At 41.3% G+C, this 16,715-nt stretch carries 10 protein-coding genes; 1 reads left to right on the top strand and 9 read right to left on the bottom strand.

The window, feature by feature from the left end:
* Window positions 1–70 precede the first annotated feature (70 nt).
* The 7 genes from ACKLNX_RS16560 to ACKLNX_RS16590 form a co-directional block, all read right to left on the bottom strand.
* Window positions 71–1,456 carry a hypothetical protein gene (locus tag ACKLNX_RS16560; protein WP_412973150.1) on the bottom strand — a complete coding sequence of 462 codons (1,386 nt, stop codon included), beginning with the start codon at window positions 1,454–1,456 and terminating at the stop codon, window positions 71–73.
* Between the two features lie 19 nt (window positions 1,457–1,475).
* Window positions 1,476–2,147: a hypothetical protein gene (locus ACKLNX_RS16565; protein ID WP_412973151.1), complete on the bottom strand. Its 672-nt coding sequence runs from the start codon at window positions 2,145–2,147 to the stop codon at window positions 1,476–1,478.
* Complete coding sequence (locus ACKLNX_RS16570) at window positions 2,140–3,771, bottom strand: hypothetical protein (RefSeq protein ID WP_412973152.1); 1,632 nt, start codon at window positions 3,769–3,771, stop codon at window positions 2,140–2,142. Before ACKLNX_RS16570 ends, ACKLNX_RS16565 begins: the two co-directional genes overlap by 8 nt.
* Window position 3,772: 1 nt before the next feature.
* Window positions 3,773–5,584: an FHA domain-containing protein gene (locus tag ACKLNX_RS16575; protein WP_412973153.1), complete on the bottom strand. Its 1,812-nt coding sequence runs from the start codon at window positions 5,582–5,584 to the stop codon at window positions 3,773–3,775.
* The gene (locus tag ACKLNX_RS16580; protein WP_412973154.1) at window positions 5,577–8,015 is read right to left on the bottom strand and encodes a bifunctional serine/threonine-protein kinase/formylglycine-generating enzyme family protein; all 2,439 of its coding nucleotides are present in this window, start codon (window positions 8,013–8,015) and stop codon (window positions 5,577–5,579) included. Before ACKLNX_RS16580 ends, ACKLNX_RS16575 begins: the two co-directional genes overlap by 8 nt.
* 461 nt (window positions 8,016–8,476) lie before the next feature.
* Complete coding sequence (locus ACKLNX_RS16585; protein ID WP_412973155.1) at window positions 8,477–8,821, bottom strand: hypothetical protein; 345 nt, start codon at window positions 8,819–8,821, stop codon at window positions 8,477–8,479.
* A 100-nt stretch (window positions 8,822–8,921) separates the two neighbouring features.
* Window positions 8,922–9,443 carry a hypothetical protein gene (locus ACKLNX_RS16590; RefSeq protein ID WP_412973156.1) on the bottom strand — a complete coding sequence of 174 codons (522 nt, stop codon included), beginning with the start codon at window positions 9,441–9,443 and terminating at the stop codon, window positions 8,922–8,924.
* Between the two features lie 229 nt (window positions 9,444–9,672).
* Between ACKLNX_RS16590 and ACKLNX_RS16595 the strand changes: the two genes are divergently transcribed.
* Window positions 9,673–11,808, top strand: a complete 2,136-nt coding sequence (locus tag ACKLNX_RS16595; protein WP_412973157.1) for a S9 family peptidase — start codon at window positions 9,673–9,675, stop codon at window positions 11,806–11,808.
* Between the two features lie 81 nt (window positions 11,809–11,889).
* Here the strand turns inward: ACKLNX_RS16595 and ACKLNX_RS16600 are convergent, their stop codons facing one another.
* Together ACKLNX_RS16600 and ACKLNX_RS16605 are read right to left on the bottom strand one after the other, a co-directional pair.
* Complete coding sequence (locus tag ACKLNX_RS16600) at window positions 11,890–15,444, bottom strand: ABC transporter permease/M1 family aminopeptidase (RefSeq protein ID WP_412973158.1); 3,555 nt, start codon at window positions 15,442–15,444, stop codon at window positions 11,890–11,892.
* Window positions 15,445–15,453: 9 nt separating this feature from the next.
* Window positions 15,454–16,332, bottom strand: a complete 879-nt coding sequence (locus ACKLNX_RS16605; protein WP_412973159.1) for an ABC transporter ATP-binding protein — start codon at window positions 16,330–16,332, stop codon at window positions 15,454–15,456.
* Window positions 16,333–16,715: the final 383 nt, after the last annotated feature.

A 16,715-nucleotide genomic window follows, 5' to 3' on the forward strand; every position in this document is an offset into this window, starting at 1 on the left:
AGTATGTTACTAAGGGATATAAAATGATTAGGGCGATTTTTTTATGAATTGGCTATGGCTTACAAAAACTCTAAGGAGATTCAGCCACAAGCAACTGTTGACTCACATACTGTGGGTTAACATCGATTTGAGTGAAAAACGCAGCAACTAACTCAACCGAGGGTTTTTGTGTCGATTCTAATCGTGATAAATAAGATTTAAATGCTGCCAAATCAGCCAGATCTAAATAGTGTTCAGTGACAATAAGTAAGTATTCTCTGTTTACAAATTGCTTTTGTGGCAATGGGATCGTCCAGTGCCGTTCTTTATTTATTTCAATTGCGCTTAATTCAATCAGTGTTTTTGTATCCGCCACCAGCCAAACCTGGGGTGTTTTCTCATGTGTGATTAATGTCATGCTACATGAGCTTGCCAAGCTAACGGAGGGCACTCTCGTCACATACTGATCACCCACACGTATGACTTGTGAGGATGCATTGGCATCGCAATGCTGGCCACTTTTAATGGTCGATATAAAACGCATTTGCTCATTAGAAGTGCCTGTTAATACAAACCGCTCTAACATGAACCATGTAAATATGAGAGCCAATAAAACAATGATTAAATTTTTGTGTCGTTTAGTCTTCTCAAGTAAAATCACAATTTGGCTTTTATCATCGGCATGACTTTTATGAGTTTCAAGTGGCGCGGTTAGAGCATCAATAGATTCGAGCGGCATTTCTTTATTTTGGCCACGTTCACTGTTTTGAACAGGCAATAGTTGAAGCAGATGTTCCTTCAATTGCTGCGTATCAATTACCGGATAAATGGCACAATCTAAATCTGGAAGTAATTTCAGCATCTGCGCTTTGTTTGCTTTGGATACGCCCGAATTTACTTCACTGGAAGCTGGCACGAAAAACTCAACTAAGATCCCTTTTTTCATCCATAAACGAATTTGCGCTGAAGCGGTGATGCATTTCTCGGGCAAATGAGTGACCGCCTCAATTGCCCCGCTGGATGTGTTTATTTGGCCAGTCGCAATGAGTACAACATCACCTGGTAGTGGCTGTCCTTGACCGAGGCTTATCGTGCTGGTTATGTTTGTATCTTGCTTGCTGGAGTTTGTGCTGTCGTTTCTTGCGCTGTCGTTTGAGGGCATTTGAACAGTTGAATGTACTGCTGAAGCGACTTCTTCGGCCTTGATTAAATGTGCTAAATAAAATGGGAGCTGCCAACTCATGCCTTGATCGATATTACGAGAGATATTCGCTCGGAAACTATCTCCTCCAAATTCAAGTTGGATCAGGCCTGTGCTTTTCTGGACAAAGCGGTGATAGGCTGGGCTTACCGTGGCCAAATCCGTTGAGCCATTTATGGTAATGACTGACTGTAATGCATTATCTTGAAGATCGGTGATGTTTTGTATTGCTACAAGACCTTTATTCGTGGCAATAAATATGTGGATATTTAGCAATTACCAACACTCCCCGACTTCAACATAAATACAATTTCGTATTAGCACTCGTTAACAAACTAAACGTAGCGCTTTCTTCCTCAACAATAATTTGCGCTTGTCCATCTAATACGTTAGCAAAATGAATGACTGCAAACTTTTCCTCTGCAACACAATGCAAAAATACTCCCTTAGGATAAGCAGCATCATTAACGTTGTTTAAGCGAAGTAATACTTGCGCCTGCTTACTGTTACTCTTATCCCGCTTTATCTGCAAATCAAATTGCTCCGTCGTTCTGGATAATAGCTTGATTTCAGTACTCGCTGCTACCTGTTCAAGACTATGCGCGATACTCATTTTACGCAGGATCCATTCGTATTGCGTCAATAAAGCAAGGTTGCTTTCAATGGTTTTCTTCACCATGACTGACTTTTTCGTCAATGGGAAACAGGCACACTGCACTAATTCAGCGAATGAAACCGCCTTGCTTGTGGTCTTCGCTGGTCGCATGTTCTCTTTGGCAGCGTTTTTTTGCTCCTGCTCAACAACACGCCCCGTCAACTGCCTATATTGTTGTTTAACCGTAAAGATAGAGGCTTGTTTGGATCCCAACAATTGCGCTCTCCTGTTGTGGCTGTTTGAGCCATTATTAGTATCATCGCCGTTACCAGTATTTCCATTACCTGTGTTTCCGCTATCTGTATTACTCATATTTTAACCCATGCCTTTTCACTAATTCATTTTTGAATATGAAAAGATCAGCGTCAAAAATTGAATGGAGACTTACTTCCTCCGTTGTATTAGATTGAAGTTTTAGCTTAATGGCCTTAGTCATTTGATTCATCATATCGAGGGCTCTAGCGATCTCTTGGGCACCTTCCTCATATATCGCCGGTTCAAGATAATCATCAGCGCCTTTGAAACCGACTCTGTTATTTTTTGCCAATGCTTTTTTAGCAAGAGTGAAAAAGCCATTTAAGGTTTGAGACTGCAAAACCCAGCGACGTATGTCCGAAAATTGTATGGTCGCGTCAGTCTTATCGCTGCCACCTGCTTTTATCAAACGTTTGAGCATCTGCTGAAAAGCATCACTTTCAGGAGTCTCAAGTGCATACTCAAGCGCTTTTGCCAGAACACTGATACATTGCACATTCTTACCTTCATATAAAATAGACGCACAAGCTAATAGCGTATTCACTACGTTTTTTCGCCACACCTCTAAATCCTGCAAATAGAGCTCATAATCTAACGCAGGCTTATCGACTACTTTGAGGGTCTTATTTCTGCTTTGTTGAATAATTAGATTTTGCCATTGCCCAAACACTTCTGCTCGCATATGGGACATTGGAAACTGCAATGCACCGCCACCCAAGTCGTAAACAAGCGATACAACTGCGTACTCTTTCTTATTAAGAAATTTCGGTTGTTCAGTGAGCCAAATTGGTGACGTTATTTCGTTTGCGCTCAATTCAAAGACGCTTTCATAAAGCCAAGTACTTTCAGTGCTATCAATACCTCTATCATCAAAATCAACAAGGCTAGTTGAGAGTGCTCGACCTACTTTTACTTGTTCCTCAGCAAACTGATAATCCACAACATCGACTAAGGCTGTTTCGAATTTGACATAGCCTTCTTCATCAATGGCTGAAACCCAAAAGTTTAAGACATCATCATCATTTAATTTGCGAAGCTGCGCGTTATTATTGACCCATTGATGAATATATCGATATTTTTGTTGTATATTCGCCGTCGGTAAATGGTCTTTTAAATAAGCATAAAGCTTTTTCTGCAGATGCGATGCTAGTTGTTTAACACACTTGCTATCAGGACTAGAAAGATGAGCTTCGATGTCCTCTAATACGCCGCTAATATTGCTCACCATCAATTCTAACAAGGCACTTAATAAAGAGACTCGTGTCGCGCTTATCACAAATGACTGAGGACCTGTACTCAGTACTAAACCAATTTCATTCATTGAAACCAATGGCGCGCTCAATTCCGCCTGAGCTAGCCCTTGCATTCTTTCTCTGAACTTCCGAGGCGATATCGCTTCATCAATCCAAAAGAAGTCTAGTAGCCCTTTGCTGTTTTCCTGATGCCGAACTATCGGCCAACACAAATAAGCAAGTTCTAGGCACGCTTTGCCATAATTCCTACATAGAATGTATTGGGCTAATTTATCTATCGTTTTTGCACTGTATTTTTTATTAGAACTGTATTCTTTACCAGAGCTGTATTGTTTAGCTGCATTATCCTCCTGCAACTCTATGCTTTGCGTCTCTCGAAGCATTTCAAATTCGGCTTGAAGGCTTGCGCTTACTCCATAGTCAATCATATTAGACGCGCAACATTTCAGTGACTTCGCTATCAATAGCGAGTTCAGGAATTAACACGATGTCGATTAGATAATCATTAACGCTTAGTTGGCTATTTAAGGGCAAAGGAACGGGCCCAATTATTCTATCGTCATTAATTTTGACCTCATAATCATTGCTTAAGATATGTAGCCATACTCCCTCTTTCATATCGAGTTTTAGCACTTCCTTCGACACTGAGCTATCTTCATGGCGTGATTTTGCCGCTTTCCATTCAAGTTCGCTGTACCAGATATAGTGGTCTGAAGCGCATACTAAATAAAACGTCTCATTACTCAAATACCAGCAATCCTCGGCATACTCCGATGGATTGATAAAGTTATTTGTGGAGTCCAGATTAATGTTAGGCAAAACCGCATTTTGACAAAGGCGCAGACAGATACTCTTATTAGATAGGATTCGACTTACTTGAATACCCACGCTGCCTATTTCATCGGGTGGCGTTAAATGCAATTGATCCATTTCATTGAGAAAATAGGCTTTGTTGGCTTCACACTGCTTGTATTGCAACCACAATCCGTTAGTGCTGCCAATATCGCGAGCGCTAAACCCATGCTCTTCTCGTGAAACGACAATACTCTTATTAACACGAGACAAGGTATCCTGAGGCAAGGTTAGATCGATGCTGTTTTGTTTATTAGTGCCTTGTTTATTAGTGCCTTGTTTATCACTGCTTTGTGTTTTGTCGTTGCTCTTGGGACTGCGGCCAATACGCATTGAGTCACCACAGTTAATATGGACTCGTTGATCGCTCGAGATCAATTTAAGCCCGGCACATCGATGACTTTTATTGGCGGAAATGCGTTTAATTAAATTCTTCGTTGAGTCAATTTGTAAATCAATCACTGGGCGGTTCTGCGATTCATGACTTTGACATAATGCCAAAGCCAAATACGCCTTTTCCAAGGCTTTGTATAGGTTCCCCGCTTGCGCTATTTCAACAGCTTCGGTAACTAAGCCTTTAAACTTTTGCCGTTCATCATCAATAACTTGGTGCTTTGATAATTGCTCTGCAATAGCAGATTCCAAGGCTTGAGCCGCTATATTGGATGCATTCACTTCCAATGATTTTTTCACGAAGACATTTGCCGATTCAATCTCGTGGTTCTTTAAAAGTTGATGCGCATTGTCATACCAAATATCGGCCTGACTTATGCGCTTTTCCCAATGTGGTAGCTGTTTCTGCCATTTTTCTCTGCACAAAAATGGAAAAGGAAAAAGCTGCAATGTTTTGACAAGCCGCAGCCACTTCTCGCTTTGATTACCCGACTCGTATAGGTTAAGTTTAAATTGCACCCAAGACCAAAATACAACTAAAAAAGTGCCTGAGAGCAAGATGATTATTAACGACCACAATACAAACAATTGTGCCGTGTATGGTGATTGTGCGCGTGTTGTCTCAAACAGGTTTTCTTGTTGTATAAATTTAGTTTCTACATTTACGTCCATACGATTAAATAAACGCGACATTTGCTCTCTAAATTGACTTGGAGAAACCGATGTAGAAAGTTCAAACTGCATGCTTTTCGTGGGCAGTAATATCTTAAGAAAATGCAGCTTCGTTTCTTCTTTAATCAGCGTCGCCTTTACGTTATCAGTTGTTGACAAAGCAATACCAGAAAAGATATCAACTTCATCCGGCGTAAAGCCAATCAAATCGAGTTGGTATTTATAGCGTTTTTGAGACGCACTAACTTGCCCTTCTTCAGCGCAAACCGAAATTGAAAAGCACATGCATACTATGATGAATAACTTAGCTAACGCTCTAATCATTAACGTCCTCGACCAACCTAAAACCGGTTGTATGTGAGCGAACTGTTTTCTTTAAGAAGTCATCCATTGAAATACTCATTTCACTTGCCATGCTTAACCATGAGCCTCCTTTCACAATGGCTAGATCACATCTAGGCTCTAAACGGCTGTCCCCTGTTAAGCTTGTTGATACCGGACAAGTAGACGTCCATTCTTGCACATTGCCATGCATATCGAAAAGTTGCCACTTATTCGCGGGGTAGCTAGCGACGGCTTGAGTCGTATTTATTGCGAAACCAGTGTTACAGTTCTTGCAATGCGCTTTACCAACTTGCATTCTTGCCCCCCACGAAAATCGCATGTCTCTCTCTTTTTCAGATGCGCTGGCTGCAAACTCCCACTCTTGTTTAGTTGGCAATCGTAAGTTTGAACCTGTTTGCTCTGCTAACCAGGGAATGAATTTCTCGGTAATATCATACCAACTTACATTAATTACGGGATGTTGAGGTAATGAAAACGTATGGTATCTGGGGTCTGTTGTTAACTTTTTAGCCTTTGTGCATTTCCCCGCATCCACACATGCCATGTACAGACGATTAGTAACTTCAATTGACATCATTCGAATACGTTTCTTAGGCTGTAAGGCAATAGCGCTGTCTTTATCAGCAGGGTCAGCAGATTCAGCAGGGAAAGCCGGTAACAATTTAAATTTGACGACGATGTCTTCGGACGCTGCTTGATCCATGCTAGCAATGGTATAAGACTTATCTGTCAATTCAGACTGCGGTGCTTTATCAAGGTTGATTGGTAGAAGTGAACCAGTTTGTACAACTTTGTCTACTGCCTTATAAAGTGGCTCAACAGGCACATCATCCACCAATGGTTTCGCTTGCTGAATTCTTGGCAAATCAGGCTTAGCTAATTGGGGAGCGACTAGATTTAAATTGTTGTCTTTATCTGAAGAGAACCACTGGTTTATAAACAATGCAAAAGCCGAAATCACCATTGCTAAGGTAATAATCACAGCACTTCTTCTTAAGGTTTTTTTCTTGCTTCCTGAAGAAATATTTTCTGCTTTTATGGCTGGCCATTTACGGTCAAGAATACTGTCTATTTCGCACTCGGCTAATTCAAGCGTCGACACTCCCAAAGACCTTAGCCTTTGCTTCGCTTGTAGATTCAACTCGTTTGAATGAGCACTATCTAAAGCATCAATCTCATTATTAATTTGTTCGACCCACAAGAATAATGCGGCAGATTTATTGTTTTGGCGAGCTAAGCTCGATTGAGTTTGTTCTATATATTGTCTTAACCATTCATCGCTGTAACGTTCATGTAATTCTGCCTTCGCTAAAAGTGCTAATCGAGAAAAGTGTGAATCATTTACTTCCCCTTCTATTAATAAGAGGCTCTGAATTTCTTCGTTCAGTTGAGAAACAATGTCGTGGTCTTTATTTTGCGATTCCCAGACGCGGGTCGCATCTGGGTCTGCTTCTATGCTGACGTGATCTCGTTGTGCTTCAATTTTCTTCTGAACCTGAAGCAGCATGGATGAAAACACTTTAGCTGATGTCGGTCGCAATGCCGGATCAGCAGATAAGCCAAGTTTAAGTGCGGCACTCAGTTCAGGGTGAATAATTAGGTTTTCCTCAATTGAGGGACTACTTTGTTTGAAGTGATTACCCGTTAAACAACGGTAAATGAGCGCAGATACCGAATAGAGATCACTTTGTACGCATACCTTGTCCAGACCTGTAAGTTGCTCTGGGCTGGCAAAATTAGCACTTCCGACACCGAATGCTTGCTTATTTATATTGTCTTGGCCACCTGATTCCGATTTGAAAACGGAGATACCAAAATCGGTAATTTGGATTTGATCTTTATCGTCCATCAAAATATTCGCGGGTTTAATATCTAAGTGAACAAGACCCACTTCATGAATAAAAGACAAACCGCTTAATATTTGTAACGCTATTGATAAGGTTTTACTAACGCTGAGTTTATTGTCTACTCCAAGCAAGTCAGCTAAGCAACGTTTGTAATAAGGCATCACTATGTAAGCTTGATTCGTTTCCGTAACATCAAACTCCATAAACGAGACAATATGCGGTGCCGACGATAGTTGATGTAAAATTTTGCTTTCACTTACGAAATCCGACAGAGCTTTTTTTATTTGCTGTGTCGGGCTTTTTTCGTCAATCACTAAAGTTGCGTCAAACGTTTGCGAGTTTTGCGTTGTCTCTTTTTTAAAAACTGCGTTTTCAACAACTGTGTTTTGCATTTCTGCGTTCTGAACATCGGCGTTCTGAACATCGGTGTTTTGCGGCTGAGTATTAAAGACTTTAATGGCGACTTCGATAGAAAGTTTAGGATCTTGAGCAAGATAAACCTTACTGCTTGCACCTTGTGCAATCAGCCCCTTCACTTCATATTTTCCAATCTTATTAAACAAAAAATTCAATTCCAAAATTCAATATTGTGCAACGCGCGGCATTATTCTTATTAGCCTTTCTACTCAACCTTTCTAATAAGCCTTTCTGCTTTGCTTCTTTACCTAACTTCTCTTCGTAGCTATTTGCTTTGCTTCTCTGCTTGGCTATTCAACTTAACTTAGCTTTTCTATTAAGTTTTCAACTCAGCCATTCAAAGAAGCTTTTCTCATCGTTAAACTCACTGTGTAAACAAGTGTGAGTTTAGTAATTCATGCAATGAAGCCTTAGCATTGCTCATTTATTAATAAAGATAGCTAGTTATTCTCTGCAGTGTATACATCTGCAATAAAAACTTTTGCAATATTTAAGCCGATTTTGCGTATTCAAAAGGATTGCGTGTGTATTTGTTAGGAGCAAGGACTGTTATCGCTAATTGAGTTAGCTTTTCTGAGTTTTTTAAAGCGAAAATCAGTAGCCGAACTCACCAACCGTAGCGTAATTGCTTCTCGCTTGCTTTCTCATATATGGCGGTGCTTTCATTGATGTGAACGAAAGAGTTAATACCGTGGTTTGGGAGATTAAGTGGCGCAATTGAACTCGCTGAATCTTGGCTTATTGGAAGCGCCTTATCAGAACTCGTCAACTCATTGAGGAAAAAAGGCTGAGTATTTGCTGCCTCCACAGAACTACTCAAACGCTGATTTCTTGTCACATTATGCATCCTGAGCGCTTGCAATGTGGCAATTAACTGTCGCTTTTCATCAAAGCTAGGAATTGATTGCTCATCCCATTTTAATCCGTAAATTTGATTACTATCTTTACTCATAAACCCATTAAACATAAACCCACTAAACATTGCCCCATTGAGTAGGACGAGCGCAATAGCAATGATGCTAGCGACACATAGTAGTAAATAGTGTGTGGATTTATAAAGTCTCATGTGATGAAAAGGCGGCGAGCCAGTCCTTATCCATTATCGTCAAGGTGACATTAAATTCAGAGAAGCGTTGTTGTAACTCCAGTGCCTGAGCAACATCCGTATCCATTGGCATGGCAACTACCGTTTTTTGTGTACTGCTTAACTTGCTGATGTGAGTATGCTGAAGGTTCTTGTCATATAGTTTCGATTTGTAGTAGAAAACATACTGCGTGTCTTGATTAGAACTCGTCTCTTGACTCGTCCTCTGACTAACATTCTCTGAACGCTCTTTTGTAAGATCAACTGACTCACGCAAAACGAATTCAGGCACGGCTTCTGTGATTTTTTCTTGAGCGCTTTCTTTGTGCGTATTCTCAATCGAAAATTGACTATCCGGTACGCCAATCGAAACTAAAGCTAGCAGTAAAAGCGAAAAAAATGCCATAGACAAGGCTAATGCAACCTCTGTCATTGCCTGTGTACTTTGGTCTTGAGCATGAGTGATAAGTGCTTGAGTATGTGTTTGCACCCGATATCCTTCGAACAATATTTGCTAGTGATAGATATATTTGTATATGAAAAGCTTTGGCATGTTTTTCAAAGCTGATGAGCAATAAGCTTGAAATAACCTTCACTTAAGGTCTATATTACAAGTTTAAGGTCACCACCTCCCCGAGGCTCATCGAACACGAAATAGTGAGTTTGTAATAAACTGACGAACCTTCATTCTATTGATGACACATTTTAAGGAAAGCATAATGATAACTAGGTCAATTCAATCCCAACGACAAAGGTCAACGTTAAAACGTTCGCTACACCAAATATCAGGACTAGTCCTCGCTTCTACATTAAGCATAGCTTCACTCAACGTATTTGCGTTGCAAGACAATGAAAACAAAAGCAGTAAACAAACTGATTCCAAGCCTTTAGTTTTAGACTATGCGGACGTATTTGAATTAGAGTATGCAGCCTCTCCTACATTCCATCCTAGTATAGAGATGCTAGTCTACGAGCGTCGTTCAATGGACATTATGAATGATCGCACAAAAGTGCAATTGTGGACCTACGACCTAAAGACTAATCAACATCTCCCTCTATTAGCCGATGGTAACAGCTACTACGCTCCTAGTTTTTCGGAGGACGGTGAACAATTAGCCTATTTATCTACGCAAGACGGCAAACCTCAAATATTCGTTAAATGGTTGCAATCAAATAGAGTCGCTAAGCTCAGCAGCTTACCAGCAAGTCCTTCAAATTTATCTTGGTCGCCTGATGGCAAATCAATTGCGTTCACCATGTTCACCGAAAGCGAAGCGAGTGGCTTGTTTAAAACAATGCCTAAAATGCCGAAGGGCGCGGATTGGGCTGGTACAGCAAAGTATATAGATACCACACAATACAGAAGCGATGGAGGTGGATTTAATACTCCGGGCTTCCAACAAATTTATATTATATCTACTGAGGGTGGCACACCGCGTCAACTTACAAGTGACAATTTTAATCATGGTGGGCAACTAAGTTGGTCTAGAGACGGAAAGTCTATTTACTTCTCAGCTAACCGTGATGAAAACTGGGAGCTACTCCCTTATGAAAGTAATATCTATCGTGTTGACGTTTCATCGGGAAATGTTGAAGCAGTCACGGTTGATTCTGGCCCTGAAGCGGCACCATTAATCAGTCCTGACGGTAAGTATATTGCTTATCAATGGGTGAACGATAGAAAACTCTCTTACCAAGTAAGTCAGTTAATGTTAAAGCCCTTAAATACAAAGAAAAAGGCAATTTCCTTAACACCTTCACTCGACCGCCAAATCGACAGCGTTCAATGGTCAAGTGATAGCAAGGGTTTGTACTTCAGTTACCTTGATCATGGTGAAAACAAGCTTGCCTACGTAAACCGAAAAGGTAAAATCGAGGAGCTTCCCGCAAAATTGGGCGGACAATCATTAGGGCGTCCATACACATCTGGTGAATTTGACGTGTCGGCTAAAGGAAAAGTTGTTTACACCATAAATGACAGTCAGCGACCTGCAGATCTTGCGCTAATGAATAAGAAAAAGTCGCCACAACGCCTGACCACTTTGAATGAAGATGCTTTAGCTCACGTCGCTATGGCAAAAGTAGAAAGTATTGATGTTGTTTCATCGGTCGATCAACGGAACATTGATGCATGGATTGCTTACCCACCAGGATTTGATGCAAGTAACAAATACCCGTTAATACTTGAGATCCACGGTGGACCGCACGCTGCATACTCAGAAGCGTTTAGTATGGAAGTTCAATTGATGGCGGCAAAAGGGTACGTTGTTGTGTGGTCTAACCCAAGAGGCAGCTCGTCATATGGTGAAGACTTTGCCAATCTCATTCATCACAACTACCCCTCCGAAGATTACAACGATCTAATGGACGTTGTTGATGCGACGGTTGCTAAAGGCTTTATTGATGATAAGAATTTATTCATCACAGGCGGATCTGGTGGCGGTGTATTAACAGCATGGAGCATAGGTAAAACCAATCGTTTTGCAGCTGCCGTGGTCGCCAAGCCTGTTATCAACTGGCTTAGCTTTGCCCTAACAGCAGACGCTTATCCTTTCTTCACGCAATATTGGATGGAAGACATGCCATGGAATATCAGTGAAAAACTGTGGAAGCGGTCGCCACTCTCATTAGTCGGTAATGTAACAACGCCAACCATGCTGTTAACTGGGGAAGTCGATTACAGAACGCCAATGAGTGAAACTGAGCAGTATTATCAAGCTTTGCGTTTACGCCAAATCGACTCTGCAATGGTTAGAATTCCTGGCGCCTCACATGGTATTGCGTCGCGTCCAAGCCACCTTATTCAAAAGGTAGGGAATATAATCGCTTGGTTTGAGAAGTACAAAAACAAATAAAGCCTTATGAGATCAACGACCCAACCCGTTTACTGGTTGGGGTCGTTATTCTCTCAATTTCACACTTCTTATTTCAGCCAGTTAAAGCTTTTTAACATTGTCTCTGCTGTCTCTATCAATAAACCTGACAAAGGGATCAACACCTACATAGGCATCAGCAGTGTTGATATTAATACTCAATTTATTTTCACCCGTCGTCAATCGATGCTTTTCTCGATACAAAATTTCATTATCGACACTGAAGTCATTTGGATCTTCACTAAACAAAACGATTTCTACATAATCATCGAAGTTTTGTTCCATCTCCTCACCTTTGCCGTCAGCTTCAAATTGTTTGGCAGATAAGGTTAGATCCAAGGTGTATGAACTGCCCTCTTGCTGTGTTAATTCAGTATCCATTATCTTCAAATCATATAAACTAATTTGATTAAATTGAGCATCGACAAATGCGTGGGTATCTTCAGGTGCAAAGGTCTTAATCACCCGCACTAGATCAAGCGTGGTTGGCTGTTTCGTTTCACTAAACTTGTATTCAGAAATAAGCGCTTTCAGAGCCTGGTTTAGATTTTCCTCACCAATGCGATCGCGCAAGGCCATCATTACCACAGAACCCTTCCTGTAATGAATGTATTGCTGGTTTTCACTTCTTAGCATTGGCATTTCTTCTAAATACTCATTCGCGCGACCTCGCAAATAACTATCTAGTTCGAAGGTTAGGAACTTGCGTATCTTTTCTTCGCCATATTTATTCTGCATAACTAACAAGGCAGCATATTGTGATAGCGACTCAGACAAAACCGCACTGCCCTGCACATTTGCGGCATTCAATTGATGTCCAAACCATTGATGCGCAACTTCGTGAGCCGTAACATAATAAACAGGGTCAATTTCCTTCTTATCCCTTAAGTCGGTTATAAACCCAATATTTTCCGAATATGGCACCGTATTCGCAAAACTTTGCGCGAAACTGCGATATCCCGGAAACTCAATGATACGTAACTGCTTGTGCTGATAAGGACCAAAGGCGTCAGTGAAATAATCCAATGAATCTTTTGTGGATTCGATCATCCGCTCGACATTCCAAAAATGCTCATGATGATAATAAACCGCAATTTCGACGCCCTTATAAATTTCCTTTTTCACTTCTAATTTTGCAGACATGAAGTTAAAAAAGTTAACCATTGGGCTATCCATTTCATATTCAAAATAACGTCGGCCATCTTGCTGCCATTCTTTTTTCAAATAACCGGGAGCGATAGCATGTTGATCGATACTGGTTGATAAGGTCGCTTTAAAATCGATAAGGGCTACATGAGGGCCAAAAAAGCTCTCGTTATAGCGACTGCTATCTTCAAGCGGGTATGCCCTGCGCGGCGGTGGTAAGTCTCTTTTCCTGCGCTCATGTTGGTCATTAATATAGTACTCTTGATTCACTCCAAAAGAAGGGTATAAACTAAAGTTTGAAATGAAAGTTCCGTTTTGTACTACGGTCGTATCTTCACCTCTGTCCTTAAACCCCTTGTGCTCACGCACAACTCTTATGCTTCCTCTACGTTTTTCACCAGGAAGCATAGGGGTGTCGAAAGTAAACCATGCAATATCAAAATCAACATCTCTTCCCCCTAAGCTACCACCTTCAATGGTAACTTCAGAGACGGGGCTAAACCGAGGATGGTTAACAAGGAACTTTTCAATTGCTTTACCAGAACGGTTTTCAATCTCAATGTTAGTGATGGTTTCAACTCGCCGAGCATCTGGAAATATAGCGACATCAGCATTTATCGAGGTAACCACAGGCACTGGTGCATCTTCATACTGCGCAAATTCTTTTTCATAGAACTCTTGCTTGGCTAAGCTTTGATCTCTTGAAGTGAAGTCATTCACTACTTTCGTGTTGTAATGAATAATCGTACCCGAAGCAACAAACACCAAGAAACAAATTGAAATAGCGGTGAGTCCACCGCGGCCAAGTTGATATGGCAATAGCTTAAAGCGGGACCGTAAACCATTATGCGGACCTCGATGCCACAGGCCATAACTGACAATACTCAATACAATCGCTAACGAAGACCAATACAGTAAATACCAATTTTGCGTCGTCAATGTCCAACCATAGCCGTTCATATCAGAATATTGCATTAAGGGAGCTTGCCCGTATTGGAACATATTATGCTCAATTCCAAGCTCGTTAAAGACAATGGATACAAAGACGTAACCAACGAACAGCAACATACCGATATATTTATTGGGGCTCATAGTCTGCAGTAGGAATGACAGCACAACCAAGAGGATCAAATTACTCGCTGCAAAATAAAACAGCGACACAATGTATTGCAGTAAATCAAGGTTGGTATACCCTGCAATCAATTGATTCGATATTGTCGCTAACATACCAAGGGCAAAGATGCTTACAATAACAAGGCATACCGCCAAGAACTTAGACAACCAGTAACTTGCATTTGCAACTGGCATGCTATCGATAATGTCCCCCATTCCAACCGAGCGTTCTCGCCACACTACTTCGGCGCTGTAGTAGGTAATGACAATGATATTAACTAGACCAAAAGCGCCTTCAATCAGTTGCACCATCGTTTGGGTTAAAGGCCAATTAGATGCTCCGTAAAAGCCCCTAGGATCAACGAATTGAGCAATTAAATTAAAAGCGCAGAACAACATCAATACAGGAAATGCGGGGCTAAACACCACTTGTTTCACTTCAAATTTCGTTCTGGCTATAAATTGTTGTAAACCAGAATTCATTTGGTATTTAGCTTTACTCAAACCGCCCGTTGGCGTTGCCATCTTAGTTGTGTTTTTACTTTTCTTTTGTTTATTTGATTTTAGCTTCAACGGCGAAAATAATCTGCCGAACGCAAGTAAGCTAGCAACGCCAATGCCGATCCAAATAGCTCGGTTGATCAGCACCTTTTCGCTTAATTGAACAGTGGTTGTGTTTCGATCAAAAGGCGTCCAGTAACTTGTAACTTCTCCAAATGTGCGCAGGCCAAATGGGTCAACCAAGGCGAGTATTTGTCGTTGATTTGGTTCATCAAAAATAGCGGCCGAAACAATATAAATGATGAACAAGCCCAATGCTGTCAAATAAACAGCCATGATGCTCCTGAATCGCAGGGCAATGGCGTAGAACAAGGTAGACAGCACAAAGATAGTGCTTACGGAGTAAATCAAAAAGGGAGCGGCGTAGTAGCTTAAAGAGAAATCACCTAACCTCTCTTGATCCAACCAAGGCATAAGTGAGCCAATAATAAGCGCAAGCGGCACCATTGAGAATACTGTGACACTAACTAAGAATGCCCCAAAGAATCGTCCTAACTGATAGGAAGTGGGCGGCACCGGCTTTGTGCAGACAATTTCTGCCATCATCGACGTGTCATTTCGACTTGCCGTATTTGCAACAAAGTTAACGACAACAAACATGGCAAACAAGCCAAAGATCAACATCGTTTGCGCGATGGCATATGGACTATTTAAATTAGTGTTACCGCCGCCACCAATTGACACTTGATCGATCGTCATTGCTAGATAAGGTAACAAGAAAAAGACTAAGCAAGTTACGATGAAAGAGGGTTGCTTGGTGTAGTAACGCCACTCAAAAGACAGCATTTTTAAAAACATGATATTTCCTTAAGCTGCGCTATTGCGTTGTTTATGCAAAGTGGAGAAATACACATCTTCCAAATTAGTGGGTGCAGATTCGAATCCTTCTGGCGCTGAATCGGCCATCACGTGCACCACGGTTCGACCCGCAAACAGTCGTTTCGATATTAAGGCCATGTTGGCCTCAACTTCTTTTGCTTCTTCCATGCTGACGGTTTTTCGCCATATTTTTCCAGCGAGATTATTGGTTACTTCTATTGGGTTACCCTGTAAAAGAATTTCGCCCGCACCAAGTACTGCCATATCTGCACATAGCTCGGATACGTCATCTACGATGTGTGTTGAAAGTATGATGACTTTATCTTCGCCAAGCGAGACTAATAAATTATGAAAACGATTACGTTCTTCGGGATCTAGCCCAGCTGTCGGTTCATCGACAATTAGCAAGTCGGGATCGCCCAACAAGGCTTGTGCAATCCCAAAGCGCTGACGCATGCCTCCTGAAAAGCCGCTCACAGCCTGCTTGCGATGTTGAAATAAATTAACGTGTGCCAGCAAAGCGTTTACGGCTTCGTGGCGTTCAGCTTTGTTTGAAATCCCTTTTAATATAGCGAGGTGATCGAGTAAATCGTAGGCACTGACACGCGGATATACACCAAAATCTTGAGGTAAATAACCTAAGCGTCTGCGTAGCTCGTTGGCTTGTGAGAGCACATCGATGCCATCAAAGGTAATGGTTCCGGCATCAGGCTGCTGCAAGGTTGCAATCGTTCTCATCAATGATGACTTACCAGCACCATTGGGGCCCAGTAAACCAAACAAGCCATTTGGTATGGTGATATTGACGTTATTTAAAGCTTTAACCCCATTGTCATAGGTTTTTGTGATACCTGAAATACTAAGCATTGCACTCTCTTCCTTGTCATTTTATTTGTGTCAGTTTGCGCTGGTTTCATTCGCGCAAATTTAGTTCACGCTGGATAAGTTCATACAGACTCTTTATGCAGACTCCTCATTCATGCTTCATATTCATACTCTTTCTATTTTATGAAGAAAAGCTCCAATGTGCTGCAGTAAGCGAACCTTCGTTTTAAGCAACAAACAATTAGCATTAGTACAAGCTAACAGTGTGAGCTTAGGAATTGAACAATTTACTGTCGAGTCAAACGACTAATTCGTTTCTAAATGTTTCGGACATAAAAAAACGGTCATTCCCAATGGGAAAAGACCGTTTTTATTAAGCTGCTGTGTATGCACGCTTCCTAATGAGAGAAGCTAGCGAAAGGCGC

Source organism: Glaciecola sp. MF2-115 (assembly GCF_047250385.1).
Lineage (GTDB): Bacteria > Pseudomonadota > Gammaproteobacteria > Enterobacterales > Alteromonadaceae > Glaciecola.

Excerpts from the sequence above, each read along its gene's own strand:
- ACKLNX_RS16565 (WP_412973151.1), bottom strand. The coding sequence starts at position 2,147 with ATGAGTAATACAGATAGCGGAAACACAGGTAATGGAAATACTGGTAAC.
- ACKLNX_RS16570 (WP_412973152.1), bottom strand. The coding sequence starts at position 3,771 with ATGATTGACTATGGAGTAAGCGCAAGCCTTCAAGCCGAATTTGAAATG.
- ACKLNX_RS16575 (WP_412973153.1), bottom strand. The coding sequence starts at position 5,584 with ATGATTAGAGCGTTAGCTAAGTTATTCATCATAGTATGCATGTGCTTT.
- ACKLNX_RS16585 (WP_412973155.1), bottom strand. The coding sequence starts at position 8,821 with ATGAGTAAAGATAGTAATCAAATTTACGGATTAAAATGGGATGAGCAA.
- ACKLNX_RS16595 (WP_412973157.1), top strand. The coding sequence starts at position 9,673 with ATGATAACTAGGTCAATTCAATCCCAACGACAAAGGTCAACGTTAAAA.
- ACKLNX_RS16600 (WP_412973158.1), bottom strand. The coding sequence starts at position 15,444 with ATGTTTTTAAAAATGCTGTCTTTTGAGTGGCGTTACTACACCAAGCAA.
- ACKLNX_RS16605 (WP_412973159.1), bottom strand. The coding sequence starts at position 16,332 with ATGCTTAGTATTTCAGGTATCACAAAAACCTATGACAATGGGGTTAAA.